The sequence below is a fragment of the Anabaena sp. 90 genome, assembly GCF_000312705.1.
GTDB lineage: Bacteria > Cyanobacteriota > Cyanobacteriia > Cyanobacteriales > Nostocaceae > Dolichospermum > Dolichospermum lemmermannii.
In genome coordinates this window covers 3820870-3836828 of record NC_019427.1, presented here as the reverse complement: position 1 = coordinate 3836828, position 15959 = coordinate 3820870, and the positions used below count along the sequence as shown (strand labels likewise).

Annotated in this window: 15 protein-coding genes and 1 pseudogene; 10 read left to right on the top strand and 6 right to left on the bottom strand. The window is 39.5% G+C overall.

The window, feature by feature from the left end:
- Nucleotides 1–105 precede the first annotated feature (105 nt).
- From rodA to ANA_RS16550, 3 genes are all read left to right on the top strand, one after another.
- A complete protein-coding gene (rodA, locus tag ANA_RS16560; protein WP_015081181.1) occupies nt 106–1419 on the top strand; it encodes a rod shape-determining protein RodA in 1314 nt (437 codons plus the stop codon).
- Nucleotides 1420–1532: 113 nt separating this feature from the next.
- The gene (locus tag ANA_RS16555; protein WP_015081180.1) at nt 1533–1727 is read left to right on the top strand and encodes an NAD(P)H dehydrogenase subunit NdhS; all 195 of its coding nucleotides are present in this window, start codon (nt 1533–1535) and stop codon (nt 1725–1727) included.
- Nucleotides 1728–1842: 115 nt separating this feature from the next.
- Nucleotides 1843–2496, top strand: coding sequence for a hypothetical protein (locus tag ANA_RS16550; protein WP_015081179.1), 654 nt, complete (start codon nt 1843–1845; stop codon nt 2494–2496).
- Here the strand turns inward: ANA_RS16550 and ANA_RS16545 are convergent.
- A complete protein-coding gene (locus ANA_RS16545) occupies nt 2471–3895 on the bottom strand; it encodes a sensor histidine kinase (RefSeq protein ID WP_015081178.1) in 1425 nt (474 codons plus the stop codon). The genes ANA_RS16550 and ANA_RS16545 overlap by 26 nt on opposite strands.
- Before the next feature lie 216 nt (nt 3896–4111).
- Between ANA_RS16545 and purB the strand changes: the two genes are divergently transcribed.
- Nucleotides 4112–5407, top strand: a complete 1296-nt coding sequence (gene purB / locus ANA_RS16535) for an adenylosuccinate lyase (RefSeq protein WP_041458503.1) — start codon at nt 4112–4114, stop codon at nt 5405–5407.
- A 181-nt stretch (nt 5408–5588) separates the two neighbouring features.
- Here purB and ANA_RS16530 read toward each other — a convergent pair.
- Nucleotides 5589–6749: pseudogene (locus tag ANA_RS16530) on the bottom strand (RNA-guided endonuclease InsQ/TnpB family protein); the annotation flags it as partial.
- A gap of 339 nt (nt 6750–7088) precedes the next feature.
- Between ANA_RS16530 and ANA_RS16525 the strand changes: the two are divergent.
- Nucleotides 7089–7628 carry a DUF4126 domain-containing protein gene (locus ANA_RS16525; RefSeq protein WP_015081175.1) on the top strand — a complete coding sequence of 180 codons (540 nt, stop codon included), beginning with the start codon at nt 7089–7091 and terminating at the stop codon, nt 7626–7628.
- 219 nt (nt 7629–7847) lie between these two features.
- Here the strand turns inward: ANA_RS16525 and hemH are convergent, their stop codons facing one another.
- A complete protein-coding gene (gene hemH, locus ANA_RS16520) occupies nt 7848–9014 on the bottom strand; it encodes a ferrochelatase (protein ID WP_015081174.1) in 1167 nt (388 codons plus the stop codon).
- Between the two features lie 94 nt (nt 9015–9108).
- Between hemH and ANA_RS16515 the strand changes: the two genes are divergently transcribed.
- The 3 genes from ANA_RS16515 (at nt 9109) to ANA_RS16505 (ending at nt 11159) form a co-directional block, all read left to right on the top strand.
- Nucleotides 9109–9738 carry a class I SAM-dependent methyltransferase gene (locus ANA_RS16515; RefSeq protein WP_015081173.1) on the top strand — a complete coding sequence of 210 codons (630 nt, stop codon included), beginning with the start codon at nt 9109–9111 and terminating at the stop codon, nt 9736–9738.
- Between the two features lie 378 nt (nt 9739–10116).
- Nucleotides 10117–10755 (top strand): MotA/TolQ/ExbB proton channel family protein, encoded by a 639-nt coding sequence (locus ANA_RS16510; protein WP_015081172.1) that lies wholly within the window; start codon nt 10117–10119, stop codon nt 10753–10755.
- Nucleotides 10755–11159 (top strand): ExbD/TolR family protein, encoded by a 405-nt coding sequence (locus tag ANA_RS16505; protein WP_015081171.1) that lies wholly within the window; start codon nt 10755–10757, stop codon nt 11157–11159. Before ANA_RS16510 ends, ANA_RS16505 begins: the two co-directional genes overlap by 1 nt.
- A gap of 229 nt (nt 11160–11388) precedes the next feature.
- Here ANA_RS16505 and lpxD read toward each other — a convergent pair whose 3' ends face one another.
- The 3 genes from lpxD to rd form a co-directional block, all read right to left on the bottom strand.
- Nucleotides 11389–12423, bottom strand: coding sequence for a UDP-3-O-(3-hydroxymyristoyl)glucosamine N-acyltransferase (gene lpxD / locus ANA_RS16500; protein WP_015081170.1), 1035 nt, complete (start codon nt 12421–12423; stop codon nt 11389–11391).
- 75 nt (nt 12424–12498) lie between these two features.
- The gene (locus ANA_RS16495) at nt 12499–13740 is read right to left on the bottom strand and encodes an NAD(P)/FAD-dependent oxidoreductase (RefSeq protein ID WP_015081169.1); all 1242 of its coding nucleotides are present in this window, start codon (nt 13738–13740) and stop codon (nt 12499–12501) included.
- 86 nt (nt 13741–13826) lie between these two features.
- Nucleotides 13827–13991 carry a rubredoxin gene (gene rd / locus ANA_RS16490; protein WP_015081168.1) on the bottom strand — a complete coding sequence of 55 codons (165 nt, stop codon included), beginning with the start codon at nt 13989–13991 and terminating at the stop codon, nt 13827–13829.
- Between the two features lie 428 nt (nt 13992–14419).
- Between rd and ANA_RS16485 the strand changes: the two genes are divergently transcribed.
- Nucleotides 14420–14986 carry an SRPBCC family protein gene (locus ANA_RS16485; protein WP_015081166.1) on the top strand — a complete coding sequence of 189 codons (567 nt, stop codon included), beginning with the start codon at nt 14420–14422 and terminating at the stop codon, nt 14984–14986.
- A 5-nt stretch (nt 14987–14991) separates the two neighbouring features.
- Nucleotides 14992–15567 (top strand): DUF924 family protein, encoded by a 576-nt coding sequence (locus ANA_RS16480; RefSeq protein WP_015081165.1) that lies wholly within the window; start codon nt 14992–14994, stop codon nt 15565–15567.
- Nucleotides 15568–15959 lie beyond the last annotated feature (392 nt).

The window sequence follows — 15959 nt, the reverse complement described above, 5'->3', positions numbered from 1 at the left end:
CCCCCTACTCCCCCTACTTCCTCTACTCCCCCTACTTCCTCTACTCCCCCTACTCCCCCTAACTCCCTCTGCCCCCTGCCTTCTGCCCAACATCCTCCTCACACAATGTTATTAAAACCTTCGTTCCCTAAAATGCGTTGGCAATCTTGGCTTCAGCCCTGGCAACAAATAGATGGGCTACTATTTTTTCTCCCCGTTGCTGTTAGTATGTTCGGGGGGCTAATGATTCTGAGTACAGAACTGAAGCAACCTGTAACTGACTGGTGGTGGCACTGGTTGACAGCCGCTATTGGGACAATAATCGCCTTATTTTTAGCTCGTTGCCGCTATGAAACCCTCATGGAGTGGCATTGGTTTATCTATGGGCTGACCAACTTTAGTTTAATCGCTGTCATGCTCGCTGGTACTAGTGCCAAAGGCGCACAGCGTTGGATTAGTATTGCGGGTTTTAATGTTCAACCCTCAGAATTTGCCAAATTAGGATTAATTATTACCTTAGCAGCTTTGTTACATAGGCGAACTGCTTCTACTCTAGAGAGTGTTTTCCGTGTCTTGGCAATTACGGTTGTACCTTGGGCATTGGTATTTTTACAACCAGACTTGGCAACATCGCTGGTATTTGGGGCAATATTTTTAGGAATGTTGTACTGGGCAAATGCCAACCCCGGCTGGTTAATACTCATGGTTTCCCCGGTAATGGCAGCAATATTATTTAGTATATCTTGGCCATTATCAACGCCCATAATGTTATCTAAAGACATATCATTAAGCATATTAGGTTTAGTATGGGCAGTAGTGATGGCACTAGTTGGTTGGTTTAGTCTGCCTTGGAAGCGGTTTGGTATTGCTGCTATTGCTTCATTCTGTCTAAATATGCTCGGTGGCGAATTAGGCCTTTTTGCCTGGAATCATGTATTAAAGGAGTACCAAAAAAACCGACTTAGTGTATTTATCAACCCTGAGCATGATCCTCTTGGTGCTGGTTATCACCTGATTCAATCTCGCATTGCTATTGGCGCTGGTGAAGTTTGGGGCTGGGGTTTGTTTAAAGGTCCCATGACTCAACTGAATTTTGTTCCGGAACAGCACACAGATTTTATTTTCTCGGCTGTTGCTGAAGAATTTGGTCTTGTGGGTTGTTTACTTTTATTATCCGTCTTTTTCTTGATTTGCTTCCGCTTGCTTCATGTAGCTCAAACCGCCAAAGATAACTTTGGTTCACTTTTGGCTATTGGTGTTTTGTCTATGATTGTGTTTCAACTAATTGTGAATGTTGGTATGACAGTTGGTTTAGCACCTGTGGCGGGAATTCCCTTACCGTGGATGAGTTATGGACGTTCGGCAATGCTGACTAACTTTATTGCCATCGGTATAGTAGAATCTGTAGCTAATTATCGTCAACGCCAAAAGTATTATTAAAGAGGAGTCACCGAGTCAGGAGTTCAAGAAGCAGGAGAAAGAATAGAATTACCAATCACCAATTACCAATTACCAATTAAGCTAGAAATAAGAAACCAATAAGGGTAAATATGATGATCCTACCTGGAGCAACTGTTCGCGTCAAAAATCCTGCTGATACATATTATCGGTCAGAAGGACTTGTCCAACGAGTTAGTGATGGTAAAGTAGCTGTACTGTTTGAAGGTGGTAATTGGGATAAAATAATTACTTTCCGTCTTACAGAATTAGAACCCGTGGAAACTACAATCCAGAAAAAAGGGAAATAGTAATTTAGTTATTAGTCAGTGGTTATTAGTTTTTCACTAAGACTATTGACTAATCGCACCTTCAGAAAATATGTTTATTCATTTTTAATTTTTAATTGATAATTTTTAATTGCTTATGCGTCTACCTTTACCACAGTTTGCTATTGACAATCGCCATTCCCATCACTTTGCAGAGATAATTGAAACCACAACTACAGAATTTTTGGCTCAATGTTTAGAACCAGAAGACTTGAGTTTTCCACCAATGCCACCTTTTGGAAGTTGGGTTTGTGCTGTAGATGAAGAATCAGGTAATCAAGTTTATGCCGTAGTTTATCATGCCACAACGATGCCTATTGATTCTGTACATCGGGCAGTTGCACTAGGATTATCTTTAGAAGCTTTGCGTGAGGAACAACCCCAAATATTTTCCATGCTCAAAACTGAATTTCGAGCAGCGATTGTGGGATTTAAAGAAAAATCTCTAAATAGTAATAACAGCAAAATGTATCAATATTTGCCACCTCGTCCGCCACAAATTCACCAAGCTGTTAATCATTGTCAAGCAGAAGAAATTATTCAGTTTACAGAAGAACTAGATTTTTTACGAACATTACTTTTTATTAGTGGTGCGCCTGTAGATTCTTTGGCCGCAGCCGCTATTCGGGGAATATATCAGTTACGAAAAACTGACCGAGAATGGTTGATTAAAGCTGGAAGACATCTGAGTATGTTACTCAAAGATGATTATGATCGGTTGCGGTTTATTTTGAGTCAAATTCATCCATAAACTTTGAAGTTTGCTGTATTTTGTCTGAGTGATTCGAGACAACTGGGATTTTGATAATAAACTCAGAACCTTCTCCGGGAGTAGATATACAATAAAGTTCACCACCATGTTTTTCAACTACGATTTGGTAGCTAATTGATAATCCTAATCCTAATCCTGTTCCTTTGCCTACAGCTTTGGTAGTAAAAAATGGGTCAAATAATCGTTTTTGGACTTCTTCTGAAATGCCTGAACCATTATCGGCAATGCGAACAATAACATAATTATCATTAGTTATTTCTGTGCGAATCCGAATTTGCAAATTTTTACGGGTTTTTAGAATTAAATTATCACTTTCAGAAAGAGCATCAATAGCATTGGCAAGAATATTCATAAATACCTGATTCAGTTGCCCTGCATAGCACTTTATTAATGGTAATTTGTCATATTCTTTAATTAATTCAATTTCTAACCGCTCAGGTCTAGCTTTTAAACTATGTTTGAGAATTATTAATGTATTCTCTATACCTTCATGGATATCAACAAATTTAATTTCTGCTTGATCTAATCGGGAAAAATTACGTAAAGATAAGACAATTTCATTTACTCTTGTAGCACCAACTTTCATGGAAGATAGTAATTTTGGTAAGTCTTCCAGAATAAATTCTATTTCAATTCCCTTCTCTTTAGCTTCAGATATTGCGTCAGCATAGGATAATTCTTGTTTATAATTTTCCAGGATGTAGAGTATATTTTGAAAATATTCGATAGCATAATTGAGGTTGCCATAAATAAAATTCATGGGATTATTGATTTCATGGGCAATCCCAGCTACTAATTGTCCCAAGGCAATCATTTTGTCGTTTTGTAATAATCGGCTATAGTTATGCTGAAGATCACGAAAGTCAGCCTTAGCTATTCTGGCTTTTTCTGTTTCTTTTTGCAGGCGATTTAATGTTAAAACATGAATTTGGGAATTGGCTAAAAGTAACTGATGAAAATCTAGCAATCCATATTGATAAGATTGATCTGTAATCACCAGTGGTTCATATACCTGTTTGTGCGATCGCCCTAAAGCTATTTGAGTTGCTTCGACAATTGGGGTATCCTCTGGATAGATAAATGTTTTAGGTTGTAAAAAATTATAAAGATATTCGACAGGGCGACCGGCAAATAGTCCTAAACCATAGGGACGACTCATTTGTTCAAAAAATAGCCGTCGAGAAATCATGCCTACATATTTTTTTTCTTTAGTCAAGATAATCCCTGGCAGCAAAGGATCTTCTTCAAAAAGCATTGCTAATTCATTACCTGGATGATTTGTTTCAATTTGAATTGTCCAAACTGGTAATTCCTGTAAAGTTGATTCTAATTTGAGATTTAGCTGATCCACATTCTGAATACTATGCATAGCCAGCATTTTTTTGTCCTTAACCTCAAGTTAATATTGGTTCGTGTCTCTGGCATTATTGCTAAGACTCCGGCAAATGTTACTTTTTTTAGGCTTAATTTTCTCAGTTTAATTGGGAATTGGGGTAATTTTCAATTGCAATATGACGGTTATCTGGTGGGGATAAGCATTAAGAGTGGGTAATTTTCAATGTAAAATATGACAGTTGTATTAGATGCTGTGAATGTGATTGAGCGTTATACCCTGCCCGAAATGGGCAATTTGTGGAGTGAAACCTATAAGCTGAAAACCTGGCTAGATGTAGAGATCGCGGTTTGCGAAGCACAGGCAGAACTGGGTTATATTCCAGCAGCAGCAGTAGAAGAAATTAAGGCTAAGGCGAATTTTGACCCGCAGCGGGTGTTAGAAATTGAGGCAGAAGTCCATCATGATGTCATTGCTTTTTTGACAAATGTTAATGAATATGTAGGTGATGCAGGACGCTATATTCACTTAGGTTTAACTAGTTCTGATGTCTTGGATACTGCTTTATCACTACAATTAGTTGCTAGTCTGGATTTGTTGTTAAAACGCCTAGAAGATGTAATTGATGCCATTCGTAAGAAAGCCACAACACATCGGCATACGTTAATGATTGGGCGATCGCATGGTATTCACGCTGAACCGATTACCTTTGGCTTTAAGTTAGCTGGTTGGTTAGCGGAAGTATTACGACACCAAGAACGGCTACAAATTCTCAAGAAAACCATCGCTGTTGGCAAAATATCCGGTGCGGTAGGAACTTACGCTAACATTGAACCACGTGTAGAAGCGATTGCCTGTGCAAAACTCGGACTGAAACCCGATACTGCTTCCACTCAGGTAATTTCCCGCGATATTCATGCAGACTTTGTGCAACAGTTAGCATTACTCGCTGCATCCATAGAACGCTTTGCTGTAGAAATTCGCAACTTGCAAAAAACAGACGTTTTAGAAGTTGAAGAATTTTTTGCTAAAGGGCAAAAAGGCTCTAGTGCTATGCCTCACAAGCGTAATCCCATCCGTTCCGAACGGTTAACAGGGATGGCGCGACTGGTGAGAAGTCATGCAGGGGCAGTATTAGAAAACGTCGCTTTGTGGCACGAACGGGATATTTCCCACAGTTCTGTAGAACGAGTAATTTTACCAGATGCTTGTATTCTGACTCATTTCATGCTGCATGAAATCACCAACTTGGTAAATAACTTGTTGGTTTATCCTGAAAACATGGCCCGAAATCTCAACTGTTATGGGGGAGTAGTCTTTAGTCAAAGGGTATTACTAACCTTAATAGACAAAGGACTTAACCGCGAAGAAGCATACTCCATAGTCCAAGAAAGCGCCCACACTGCTTGGAATAAACCAGAAGGCAACTTCCGTGATTTAATCAGCAAAGATCCTCGCGTCACTCAAAACTTGTCACCCGCAGAGATAGAAGCCTGTTTTGATCCACAACATCATCTCAAGCATTTAGAACAAGTTTATCAACGACTGGGTATTTAGAACTAGGATTGGTAATTGTCAATTGGTAATTGGTATCAATTGTCAATTCCCTCTGACCACTGACTCCTTCCGTGTCGCAAAGTGAAGAATAAATATATGGCTGATTACTATACTCAAAATTTGACACTCCCCTGGCTAAAGCCGAGGGGATTCTACATTCATCGTCAAAACTTGGCTTTTCCAGGCTTGCACCAAGTAGAGTAGTGGCTTCAACTCCTGTAGCGTTACTTTGGGGATGCCCTCCCCTAGCTTTTGCAAGATTTAAAATATTAATTGCTGCATTTGTATCTCTGTGAAGATACGATCCACAACTACAATTATGAGTGCGAGTTGATAGAGATTTTTTGACAATTACGCCACAACTAGAACACTTTTGAGAAGTATAGTGTGGAGTAACAGCTATAGCAATCTTGTCAAATTTAACAGCAAAATATTCAATCCATTGTCGGAACAAATACCAACTAGCATCACTAATTGATTTTGCTAAACAATGATTTTTTACCATATTTGAAACCCTTAAATCTTCGTAGGCGACTAAATCGTTAGATTTGACTACGCAACGCGCTATTCTCTTAGCGTGTTCTATACGTTGCCTACTTACTTTTAAGTGCTTTTTGGCATAAAGTTTTCTAGCTTTTTTTCTGCAACTAGAACCTTTATGCTTTTTGTAAATCCGTCTTTGAGAATGTTTGATTGATTTTTCAGCCTTTCTCAAAAACTTAGGGTTAGGTTCATGATGTCCGTTAGAGTCAGTGTAAAACGACTCAATACCAACATCTAATCCGATTTCATTACCCGTTTTCGGTTGAATATCTACAACATCAATGCCGATACAAACCTGAGCATAATATCCATCTGCACGACGGATTAAGCGCACTCGTTTAATGTCTTTAAGTTCGTAGGATTGAATATCCCATTTGCCTAATAATTTGAGTTCACCAATCTCTTTCTTGTCGGTAAAAGTGATGCGTCGCTTTGTTTTATGTAGCTTCCACCCTGATGTTTTATATTCAACGGAACGGCAATCTTTTTGAAAACGGGGGAATCCCTTTTTACCAGACTTTTTAGATTTACAGTTGTCGTAAAACCTTGATATAGCAAACCATCCTCTTTCTGCGGCTGATTGCACAGCCATTGAGTTTAACTCAGCAGTAAAAGGAAATTCTATCCGTTGTTCAGTAGAGTATTTATTCAGGGCAAACTTATCAACTTTTAGTTCACGTGGTGCATCCATCCAATACCTAATCGCTTTATTGCGAACGAATTGAGTAGTCCGAATTGCATCATCTATCGCGTTATATTGATGCTGTTTACCCTTGACTTTATACTCTAGAACTATCATTGCTTTATTTGTTTACGACCTATTAATATAGTAACATAGATAGGAAACAAATAGGAGACAAGATGAAGACTGAATATATAAGAATTAGAACGACACCGCGCAGATTCCATAAACTAAAGTTATTAGCCGAACAAAAAGAATATTCTGTAACTAGACTAATAGAAGATTGGATAGACAGTCTGCCAGATCCAGTGTCAATGCAGGATAAATCCTGCAACTAGCCTTCATCCCTTGTCTGAAGCACAGATGTGGCTTCCTGAGTCAGCCACATCTTCAAGGGTTTTCGGCATTTTCTTTATAAAGCACCTTTGCTAATTTGGTAAAGTCGGGGATATACCCATGATTGAAATTCTCGCTATATTATCTGCTGGTGCTGCTGCTGGGATGAGAATAGGTGTACCTTTACTAATTATTGGTATCCTCCAAGGGGAGGAACTCTGGTCGCAGATGCCAGTCCTATCACGCATTTCTCCCCATGTTTTAATCGGACTACTCACCAGTTGGTCTTTATTTGAACTATTCGCTTCCAAAAAACTCATTGGCCAGAGAATAGTCCAGCAAGTTCATTTATTTTTGTCTCCCTTGGTAGGAGCTTTAATGGGCTTGTCCGTTGCTTCAGCGATAACCACGCCAAGTTGGTTAGTTGCTTTGATTGGTGGTTTATTAGCTTTGGTATTGCAGCTAGTTTTATTAGGTTGGTTTTATCGCTTGCGTGGATTGCCAATATGGGCAGTGTTTACGCAAGATGTCCTGTGTGTTACACTTATATTTTTTGCTGTGGATGCTCCTCTTCAAGGAGGATTAATTGCTTTAATCCTCCTCTGGCTGGCTGTTCTTAGTGGAAAATACTGGTATGACTGGTCTAAAGGTAAAAATTGATAATTGACAATTACCAAAAAAGGGAACAGGGAACAGGGAACAGATAAGAAACACTCATTTGCACCAGTTTAGAGCTTCTGTCAAAAAAAAGATGTTTTTAAAAGATGCGTAAGCACCAAAAAAACAGTGTCATTATTTCAATCTCATGTTTAACTCAAACATGAGTTTTTCCTGTTAGAAAGTTGCCCGTTCCCTGTTCCCTCTGAACAATTATGAAGATTAATGTAAAAGCCCGACCACGTGCAGTAACCCTTTACCAGTAACTAACTCAATAATTAGCCCGATAAATCCTAGCATGGCTATCCGACCATTCCAGACTTCGGCACTGGTGGTTATTCCCCATGCCCAACGTTCTTGAGGATACATTTTTACCCTTTTTTTCATTTGGGTGACTTGAGAGAGTTTCAGGTCAGGTTGTTTGAGAGCATCAATGATCAAGTCGGATAGGGCTTTAATAAATACCGGATTGGTGTTGGGCGCAGGGACACGTCCGAAGTTGTGTATTCCTGCTTCTTCCGCTATTTCTCGATATTCAATGTCAATTTCTTGTAGGGTTTCGATGTGTTCGGAAACAAAACTAATGGGGACAACTATTAAATCTTTCACGCCTTTTACACCGAGTTCGTTCAGTGCATCTTCTGTATAAGGTTTTAGCCATTCAACAGGACCAACACGACTTTGATAAGCTAGGGTGTGGGGATTGGGACGGTTGAGGGTTTGCATAATTAAGTCGGTGCATTCCTCAATTTCTTGCTGGTAGGGGTCGCCGGCTTCCTCTACATAGCTTTTAGGTACACCATGGGCGCTAAAGAAGATATGCACGTCCTGAGGACGGGGAAATTTCTCCAGTTCGCCAACTATAAGTTCTGCCATTGCTTGCAGATAACCTGGTTCTTTGTACCAAGAGTCAATAACGGTATACTCAAGACTTTGGAGTTTGGAGTTTTCCTTCCATAGTTGTTCTAATAACCGGAAACTAGAACCGCTGGTGCTGATGGAAAATTGGGGGTAAAGCGGGAGAATTACCAATTTATCAAGGTTATCTTGAGTAATTTGGGCGATCGCTTCTTCTGTGTAAGGATGCCAATAACGCATTCCCACGTAGATATTAACTTCTTGTCCTAATTCACCTAACTGAGCTTTAATGGCTGCTCCTTGCTCTTCTGTAATCCGTCGCAATGGAGAACCGCCGCCGATTTGCTGATAATTTATTTGAGATGTTTTTTCTCTACGGGTAGCAATAAACCAAGCTAGAGGTTTTTGCATCCAGCGAAACGGTAAGCGGATAATTTCTGGATCAGAAAACAGATTATACAAAAACGGTCCGACATCTTCTGGTTTGTCGGGACCGCCGAGATTAAGTAATAATACCCCTATACGACCCATAGCAGTTACTTTCCCCCAATCCTTACAGATTTTTTACTAATGTTAACAATATATCTTTATTAAATATAAAGCTTTATCGGCAGGAAAAAAAACAATGGCCACAATTTTTAGAGATTTAAGTTACAGATACCAATGGCTATATGATGGCATCTCCCGGTTAGCGGCTATGACTGTGGGTGGTGAACCCCGGTTTCGTCAACTGGCTTTACAAAATTTAAAACTGCAATCGGATACTCAGATTTTAGATTTATGCTGTGGTAGTGGTCAAGTAACCAGATTTTTGGTAAATTTTTCGGAAAATGTCACTGGCTTGGATGCTTCCCCATTATCTATCCAGCGAGCGCAGAAAAATGTCCCAAATGCCACTTACATAAAAGCATTTGCTGAAAATATGCCTTTTGCTGATAGTTTATTTGATGTGGTACATACTAGCGCGGCTTTACACGAAATGCAATCTGAACAACTGCAAAAAATCATTAAAGAGGTTTATCGGGTGTTAAAACCGGGAGGAGTTTTCACTTTGGTAGATTTTCACTCTCCCACAAATCCGATATTTTGGCCGGGATTGGCGGTATTTTTCTGGTTGTTTGAAACCCAGACGGCTTGGGAATTGTTGAAAACGGATTTACCTGGTTTGTTAAGAGATTATGGTTTTGATGTGGGAAAACCTAGTTTATATGCTGGTGGAAGTTTACAGGTGATTCAGGGCAGGAAGATGATTTGAGTTTCTTGTGCTAATTCATAAGTTTAAATTATTGATTTGCTATTTTTAAATAAGTTTTTTCAAAAAAATTTTTTATTTTGAGGGTGTGGGGCGGGCTAAATGTGCTAATATAGTTATATTATTACAATGGAATGTAAGCAAAATTTTTATTTAGGCACGCATTCCCATTATAAAAATATCACGCCGAGAAAATAAAGTCAATAGGTTTTGACCCCAAAAAAAGAAATTTTTTTTATTTTTTTGAACATTGAGAACATCAGTACCAATATTCAGTTGAAAAAATCATACCACAAATACACTCTGCCATAGCAATCGCCTAGACTTGCTCTTCTTGAAAATCTGTTAATCTAGCTGTATCAAGAATTAGTAAAAGAGTCAATGGAAATTAGTAACTTATTCAAAGCCGGTGGCGTAGTTATGTGGCCACTGCTATTTTTTTCGGTTTTAGGAATCACTCTCATTCTGGAACGGATTACGTTTTGGATAGGAATTAGTGGCCGTCAGAATCGCGTAGTCAAGCAGGTGTTAAGTTTTTATCGTCAAGGTAATGTAGTTACCTCTCTAGATATACTACACAAAAATGCTGATTTACCGATTGCGCGAATTTTTCTGGCGGCTTTAGAATTGGAAGAACCCAACCCAGAGGAATTCCGCTTGGCTTTAGAAAGTGAGGCCCAGGCAGAAATCCCGTTATTAAAAAGGTTTCAAAATATTTTTGATACAATTATTGGTTTAGCTCCCTTGCTGGGATTATTAGGGACCGTTTTGGGTTTAATTGGCTCTTTTGCATCATTAAATATTGGTGATGTCGGTAGTACAAAAACCGCTGGTGTCACTTCTGGGATTAGTGAAGCCTTAGTATCCACAGCATCGGGATTAGTTGTAGCTATTATTACCTTGTTTTTTGCGAATAGCTTTCGGGGAATGTATTTACGACAAATTGCCTGGATTCAAGAATATGGTGGGCAATTAGAATTAGTTTATCGTCACCAGTATGAAAGAGGGGATAAATCATAATGCGTCTACCAGATGAACCGGATATTCCAGCCCAGATTAATATTGTGCCGATGATTGATGTCATCTTTGCTATTTTGACATTTTTTATTATGTCCACTTTATTTTTACATCGTTCTGAAGGGTTGCCAGTTAATTTACCTAAAGCAGCAACAGCCAAAGCCCAATCATCAGCCGCACCAATTACCGTTACTGTAGATTCAGCAGGGAATGTGAGTTTAAATCGCCAGCCAGTAACTTTGGAAACTTTACCAGTAAAGGTACAGGAATCAATGGGCAAAAATACGGAAGTAGTAGTGATTATTAATGCTGATCAAAGTGCCACTCATGGTCAAGTCGTGGTAGTGATGGATCGGGTGCGGCAGGTAAAAGGAGCAAGATTAGCAATTGCCACACAAGCACCTTAACAGGTTAGTGATCAGAGTAGCAACTGCGTGGGGTTCTTTTTAGGAACTACGGTCAGAAACGGTAAGTTCTACCGAGATTGTCTGTGGAGCGGGCAAACAAGATTGGAAGTCATTCTAAGACCGCGATGAAGCAGGAAATAAACACTAAGATTATCGCTTTCCAGATGTGTCTAGACTTTGGTAATTTTGGGTAAGTTTTATAGAACGGAATCTCATTCTTTAATGACAATTATTCATCACCTGATTTGCGTTTTAATTGTTTAAAGAATTGATATATTTCTGGCAAGCGATTATAAATTACTGCCGCCTTGATGTACACTTTGTGCGGCATTGCTGGAGTACCTGAGACAATTTCCCCCGGTGCGACATTGCCGTGAATACCAGTTTGAGCAGAGGCGATCGCCCCATCCCCGATTTTAGCTTGATTGGCAATTCCCACTTGTCCAGCTAAAATTACCCGATTTCCTAGTCTTACCCCTCCAGCCATGCCTGCTTGACCTGCTATGGCACAACCAGCCCCAATTTGACTACCATGTCCTATCTGGACTAAATTATCAATTTTAGTATCTTTGCCCACCCTGGTTTCCCCCACAGCGGGACGGTCTATGGCTGTATGACAACCTACTTCTACCCTATCTTCTAAAACTGTATAGCCTGATTGTTCCATTTTAAACCAACCGGTGCGGGTAGGCACAAAGCCAAATCCCTCTGCACCAATGACAGCACCGCTATGAATAACGCAATCTGCACCGATTTGGCTGCGTTCGTGGATGGTACAATTAGCGTGTAGGGTAGTGCGATCGCCTATTTTGACTTCTGGATAAATGACAACATTGGGATGAATAATGGCATAATTGCCAATTTCCACAGCTTCAGAAATGACAACATGAGCGCCAATATAAACATCATCACCAATTTTGGCGGTGGGGTGAATGACCGCGCTGGGGTGAATTTCGGGAGTAGGATGGTAGGGTTGATAAAATAGAGCGATCGCTTTGGCAAACAACAGTTTTGGTTCTTTCGTTGTTAACCAAGCAATCCCCTTTTCTGTGGCTTGATTCTGCAATTTTTCATCTGGGGGTAAAATTACAGCGCTCGCATTGGTAGAATTGAGCAATGAAGCAAATTTAGAGCCTTCTATATAGCTGAGAGTTCCAGATGTCGCTTCGTCTATGGCTGCAACTCCAGTAATTTCTACATCAGTTTCAAGGCTACTTTGGGTAATATAATCACTAAGCTGGTTGAGAATTTCACTAAATTTCATATTGATTTGCTAACACGATTTATAGATTTTTGTTTCGCGCCCAGACGCAAAGGAGCAAAGGCGCAAAGGAAGAAATTAGTTATCTTCTGTTGATTTTGTCATGGATTGACCGGCTAAGTAGGCTGTTGTCCAAGCACTTTGGAAGTTAAAGCCACCGGTGACACCATCAATATCTAATATCTCACCTGCAAAATGCAAGCCGGGGACTATTTTACTTTCCATTGTTTTGAAGTTGACTTCTTTGAGGTTGACTCCTCCACAGGTGACAAATTCTTCTTTAAATGCGCCTTTACCTGTAATTAGGTGTTCTCCTTGGGAGATTTCTAGGACTAGTTGATTTAGGGTTTTGTTGGAGATGGTTGCCCAACGTTCTTCTGTGGGAATATGGGTACGATTGATAATATATTGCCAAAGCCGATGAGGTAAGTCTACACCACGATGGAGGGCGATCGCTTTTTGTCCCCATTCAGCTTTGACTGTTAAAAGTTTTTGTCTCACTTCCTCTTGGGATAAATCTGGCAACCAATTAATCAATAATTTATGTTGATAGCGGTTTTCATGGAGAATTCTCGCCCCCCAAGCCGAAAGTTTCAATACTGCTGGACCACTCACACCCCAATGGGTAATTAACAATGGGCCTGTTTGTTGGAATGGGGTTTTTCCAGTCCCAGGTAAGCGCAGATTTACAGAATTAACACTAATTCCTGCTAATTCCCGCAGTTGAGGATCTGCAATATTAAAGGTGAACAAAGAAGGTACAGGGGGTTGGATGTCATGACCTAATTCTCTAGCGATTTTATAACCTGCTAAACTGCTACCTGTAGCCAAAAGTAAGCAATCGCATTCTTTCGTTTCTCCCGATTTGAGCAGAATTTCAAACCCGGCATTTTTACGAGTGACAGCGGTAACAGGTGTGCCAATACAAAGTTCTATTTTGGCATCAAAAGTCGCCTTAATTAAACATTCAGCAATGGTTTCTGCACGATCTGTAATTGGGAACATCCGGCCGTCAGCTTCCGTTTTTATATTCACCCCATGTTCCGTAAACCAAGCTATGGTGTCTAGAGGTTGAAACCGGGTAAATGCACCCAACAGGGCTTTACCACCTCTAGGATAATTCTGAACTAAAATTTTGGGTTCAAAACAAGCATGAGTAACGTTACAACGTCCTCCACCGGAAATGAGAACTTTCGCCAAAGGTTGACGACTAGCTTCGATTAAAGTAACCTGGGCTTGAGGATTAGCTTCAGCACAAGCGATCGCACCAAAGAATCCCGCCGCCCCACCACCAATAACTACAATTTGCAAGGGTAACAACTTCAAAAATTTTTTAATATTTCAGATTTCAGATCCCCGACTTCTTCAAGAAGTCGGGTATCTATCGGATCTATCCTATCTCCATATTACTCTTCATATAACTCAAATTCAGTTTTTTCAGCACCGCACACTGGGCATACCCAATTATCTGGAATATCCTCAAAAGCCGTTCCTGGTTCTATACCACCATCAGGATCACCTATTTCTGGGTCATAGACATAATCACAAACGGTACATATATAGTTTTGCATCTTTTTTACCTCTGATCAATGACTTGTCAGTTTTTTTGATGTAATAATTATTGATTATGAAACTAAAAACGCCACCATCTCCTTGAGCAATAACTGAAGATTGCTAAAGCTATAGCCCCAAAGAACAGTAGAGTAATTAAACCACCAGGAAGGAAGGTGATAATACCCAAACCTCTCAGTACAAATAAGGAGACACTCATCCCCAAAAGAATCCCAAAACCCTGGATGAATTTGCCATTTAAAGAAGATTGACTCACGGTGTTTTTCTCTTAACTCCAATTTACTCTCTTGAAAATGAACTTGAGACTAATTATCTGCGAAAACTCCATAAATTGAACTGTAATTAGAATTAAGTGAGTTAAACTCAATGAAATCATCAAGGTTAATCACTTAAAAAGTTACCAAAATCACTATATCTGCATTATATTATGTCAACCTCAAATCTTAAAAATGTCGCTTACGCCAAGCTACCTCTATTAGATACCCTTTGGAATCAAGATCAGCAAAGATTACTCATTCAGGGAGAAGTCTTCACAGAAATTCGCTCTCATACTAACTGGGGCGGTGCTGTTACCGCTTGTATGTATGTACCACTAGTTAGATCCCATGTCTGGCAACAAATTACAGATTACCCCCGTTGGGTACAATATTTTCCCGATGTTACTAAAAGCGAAGTTATATCCAGAGGTGATGTTAAGCGTCTGTATCAAGCAGCACAAAAAGCTTTTTTATTTTTTACAGCCCAAGTAGAAATTTATCTGACTGTGGTGGAAGTATTAGGACAGCAAATCCACTTTCAGATGGAAAAAGGCTCATTTACAGATTTTCACGCCAAGTTAGAACTTAAAGATATGGGTAATGGTACTCTCTTAGCTTATACGGTACAAGCCACTCCCAATATTCCCATTCCCTCAATTTTTATTGAACAGGCAATGAATTTGGAGTTACCAGCAAATCTATGTAAAATGCGACAGGTGCTTTGTAATCATCAATAATAGCAATGTCAGAGGTAACAACTATTTTGGATTTTTGGTTTGGTCATCCTAATGACCCAAACTACGGGAAAATTCAACCATTTTGGTTTGAAAAACAACCGGATTTCGATGCTAAAGTCCGCGACCTTTTTCTGGAAGATTACCAACAAGCGGTAGCCGGATATTTACATGATTGGATGAATTCACCAGAAACCTGTCTAGCTTTAATTCTGTTACTAGATCAATTTCCCCGAAATATGTTTCGTGATACCCCACAAGCCTTTGCAACGGACTGGGAAGCACTGTCATTAGCGCAACACGCCACAAACAAAGGCTATGATAGAAAATTATTGGCTGTGCAACGCTGGTTCATATATTTACCCTTTGAACACAGTGAAGACCCAATTGATCAACGCAAGTGCATTAAGCTATTTCAACAACTTAGTCATGATCCCTACAGTGCAAAAGCGATTGAATCAGCTTTTCGACACAAGGAAATAATTGCCCGATTTGGTCGTTTTCCCCATCGTAACGCCATTTTAGGACGTATTTCTACTCCAGAGGAAGAAGAATTTTTGGAAGAACCTGGTTCTTCATTTTAAGTTGGGGATTGGGTTATTTTCCCCCGCACTCTATGTGGGTTTGAAACTGTTAATTCTCTGTGAGTATGTGTTTCCGTAGCATACAGTAGCCTCCTAGGAAATTTTTCTTTACATATCTGCCAGTAAACGTTTTAATTTGTCCAGTCACAAAGCATTAAGTCAGGGGGTTATTTCCACAACTCCCTTTTTTAGTGCGCTGCTTTCTATAAATCGTGCTTAATTTTACTAAAAATCTTTTAATCTACGTCTTTAGATGGATGACATGGTTTTGATAAACTTTTAAAATCACTTGGGTTTTGTGTTATTGAATACACTGGATTGTAGTCTAGTTATTCTAGCTACCATTTTTTGTATTTTTGTATCAAAAATTGACAAATAACCCTATTTTTGTG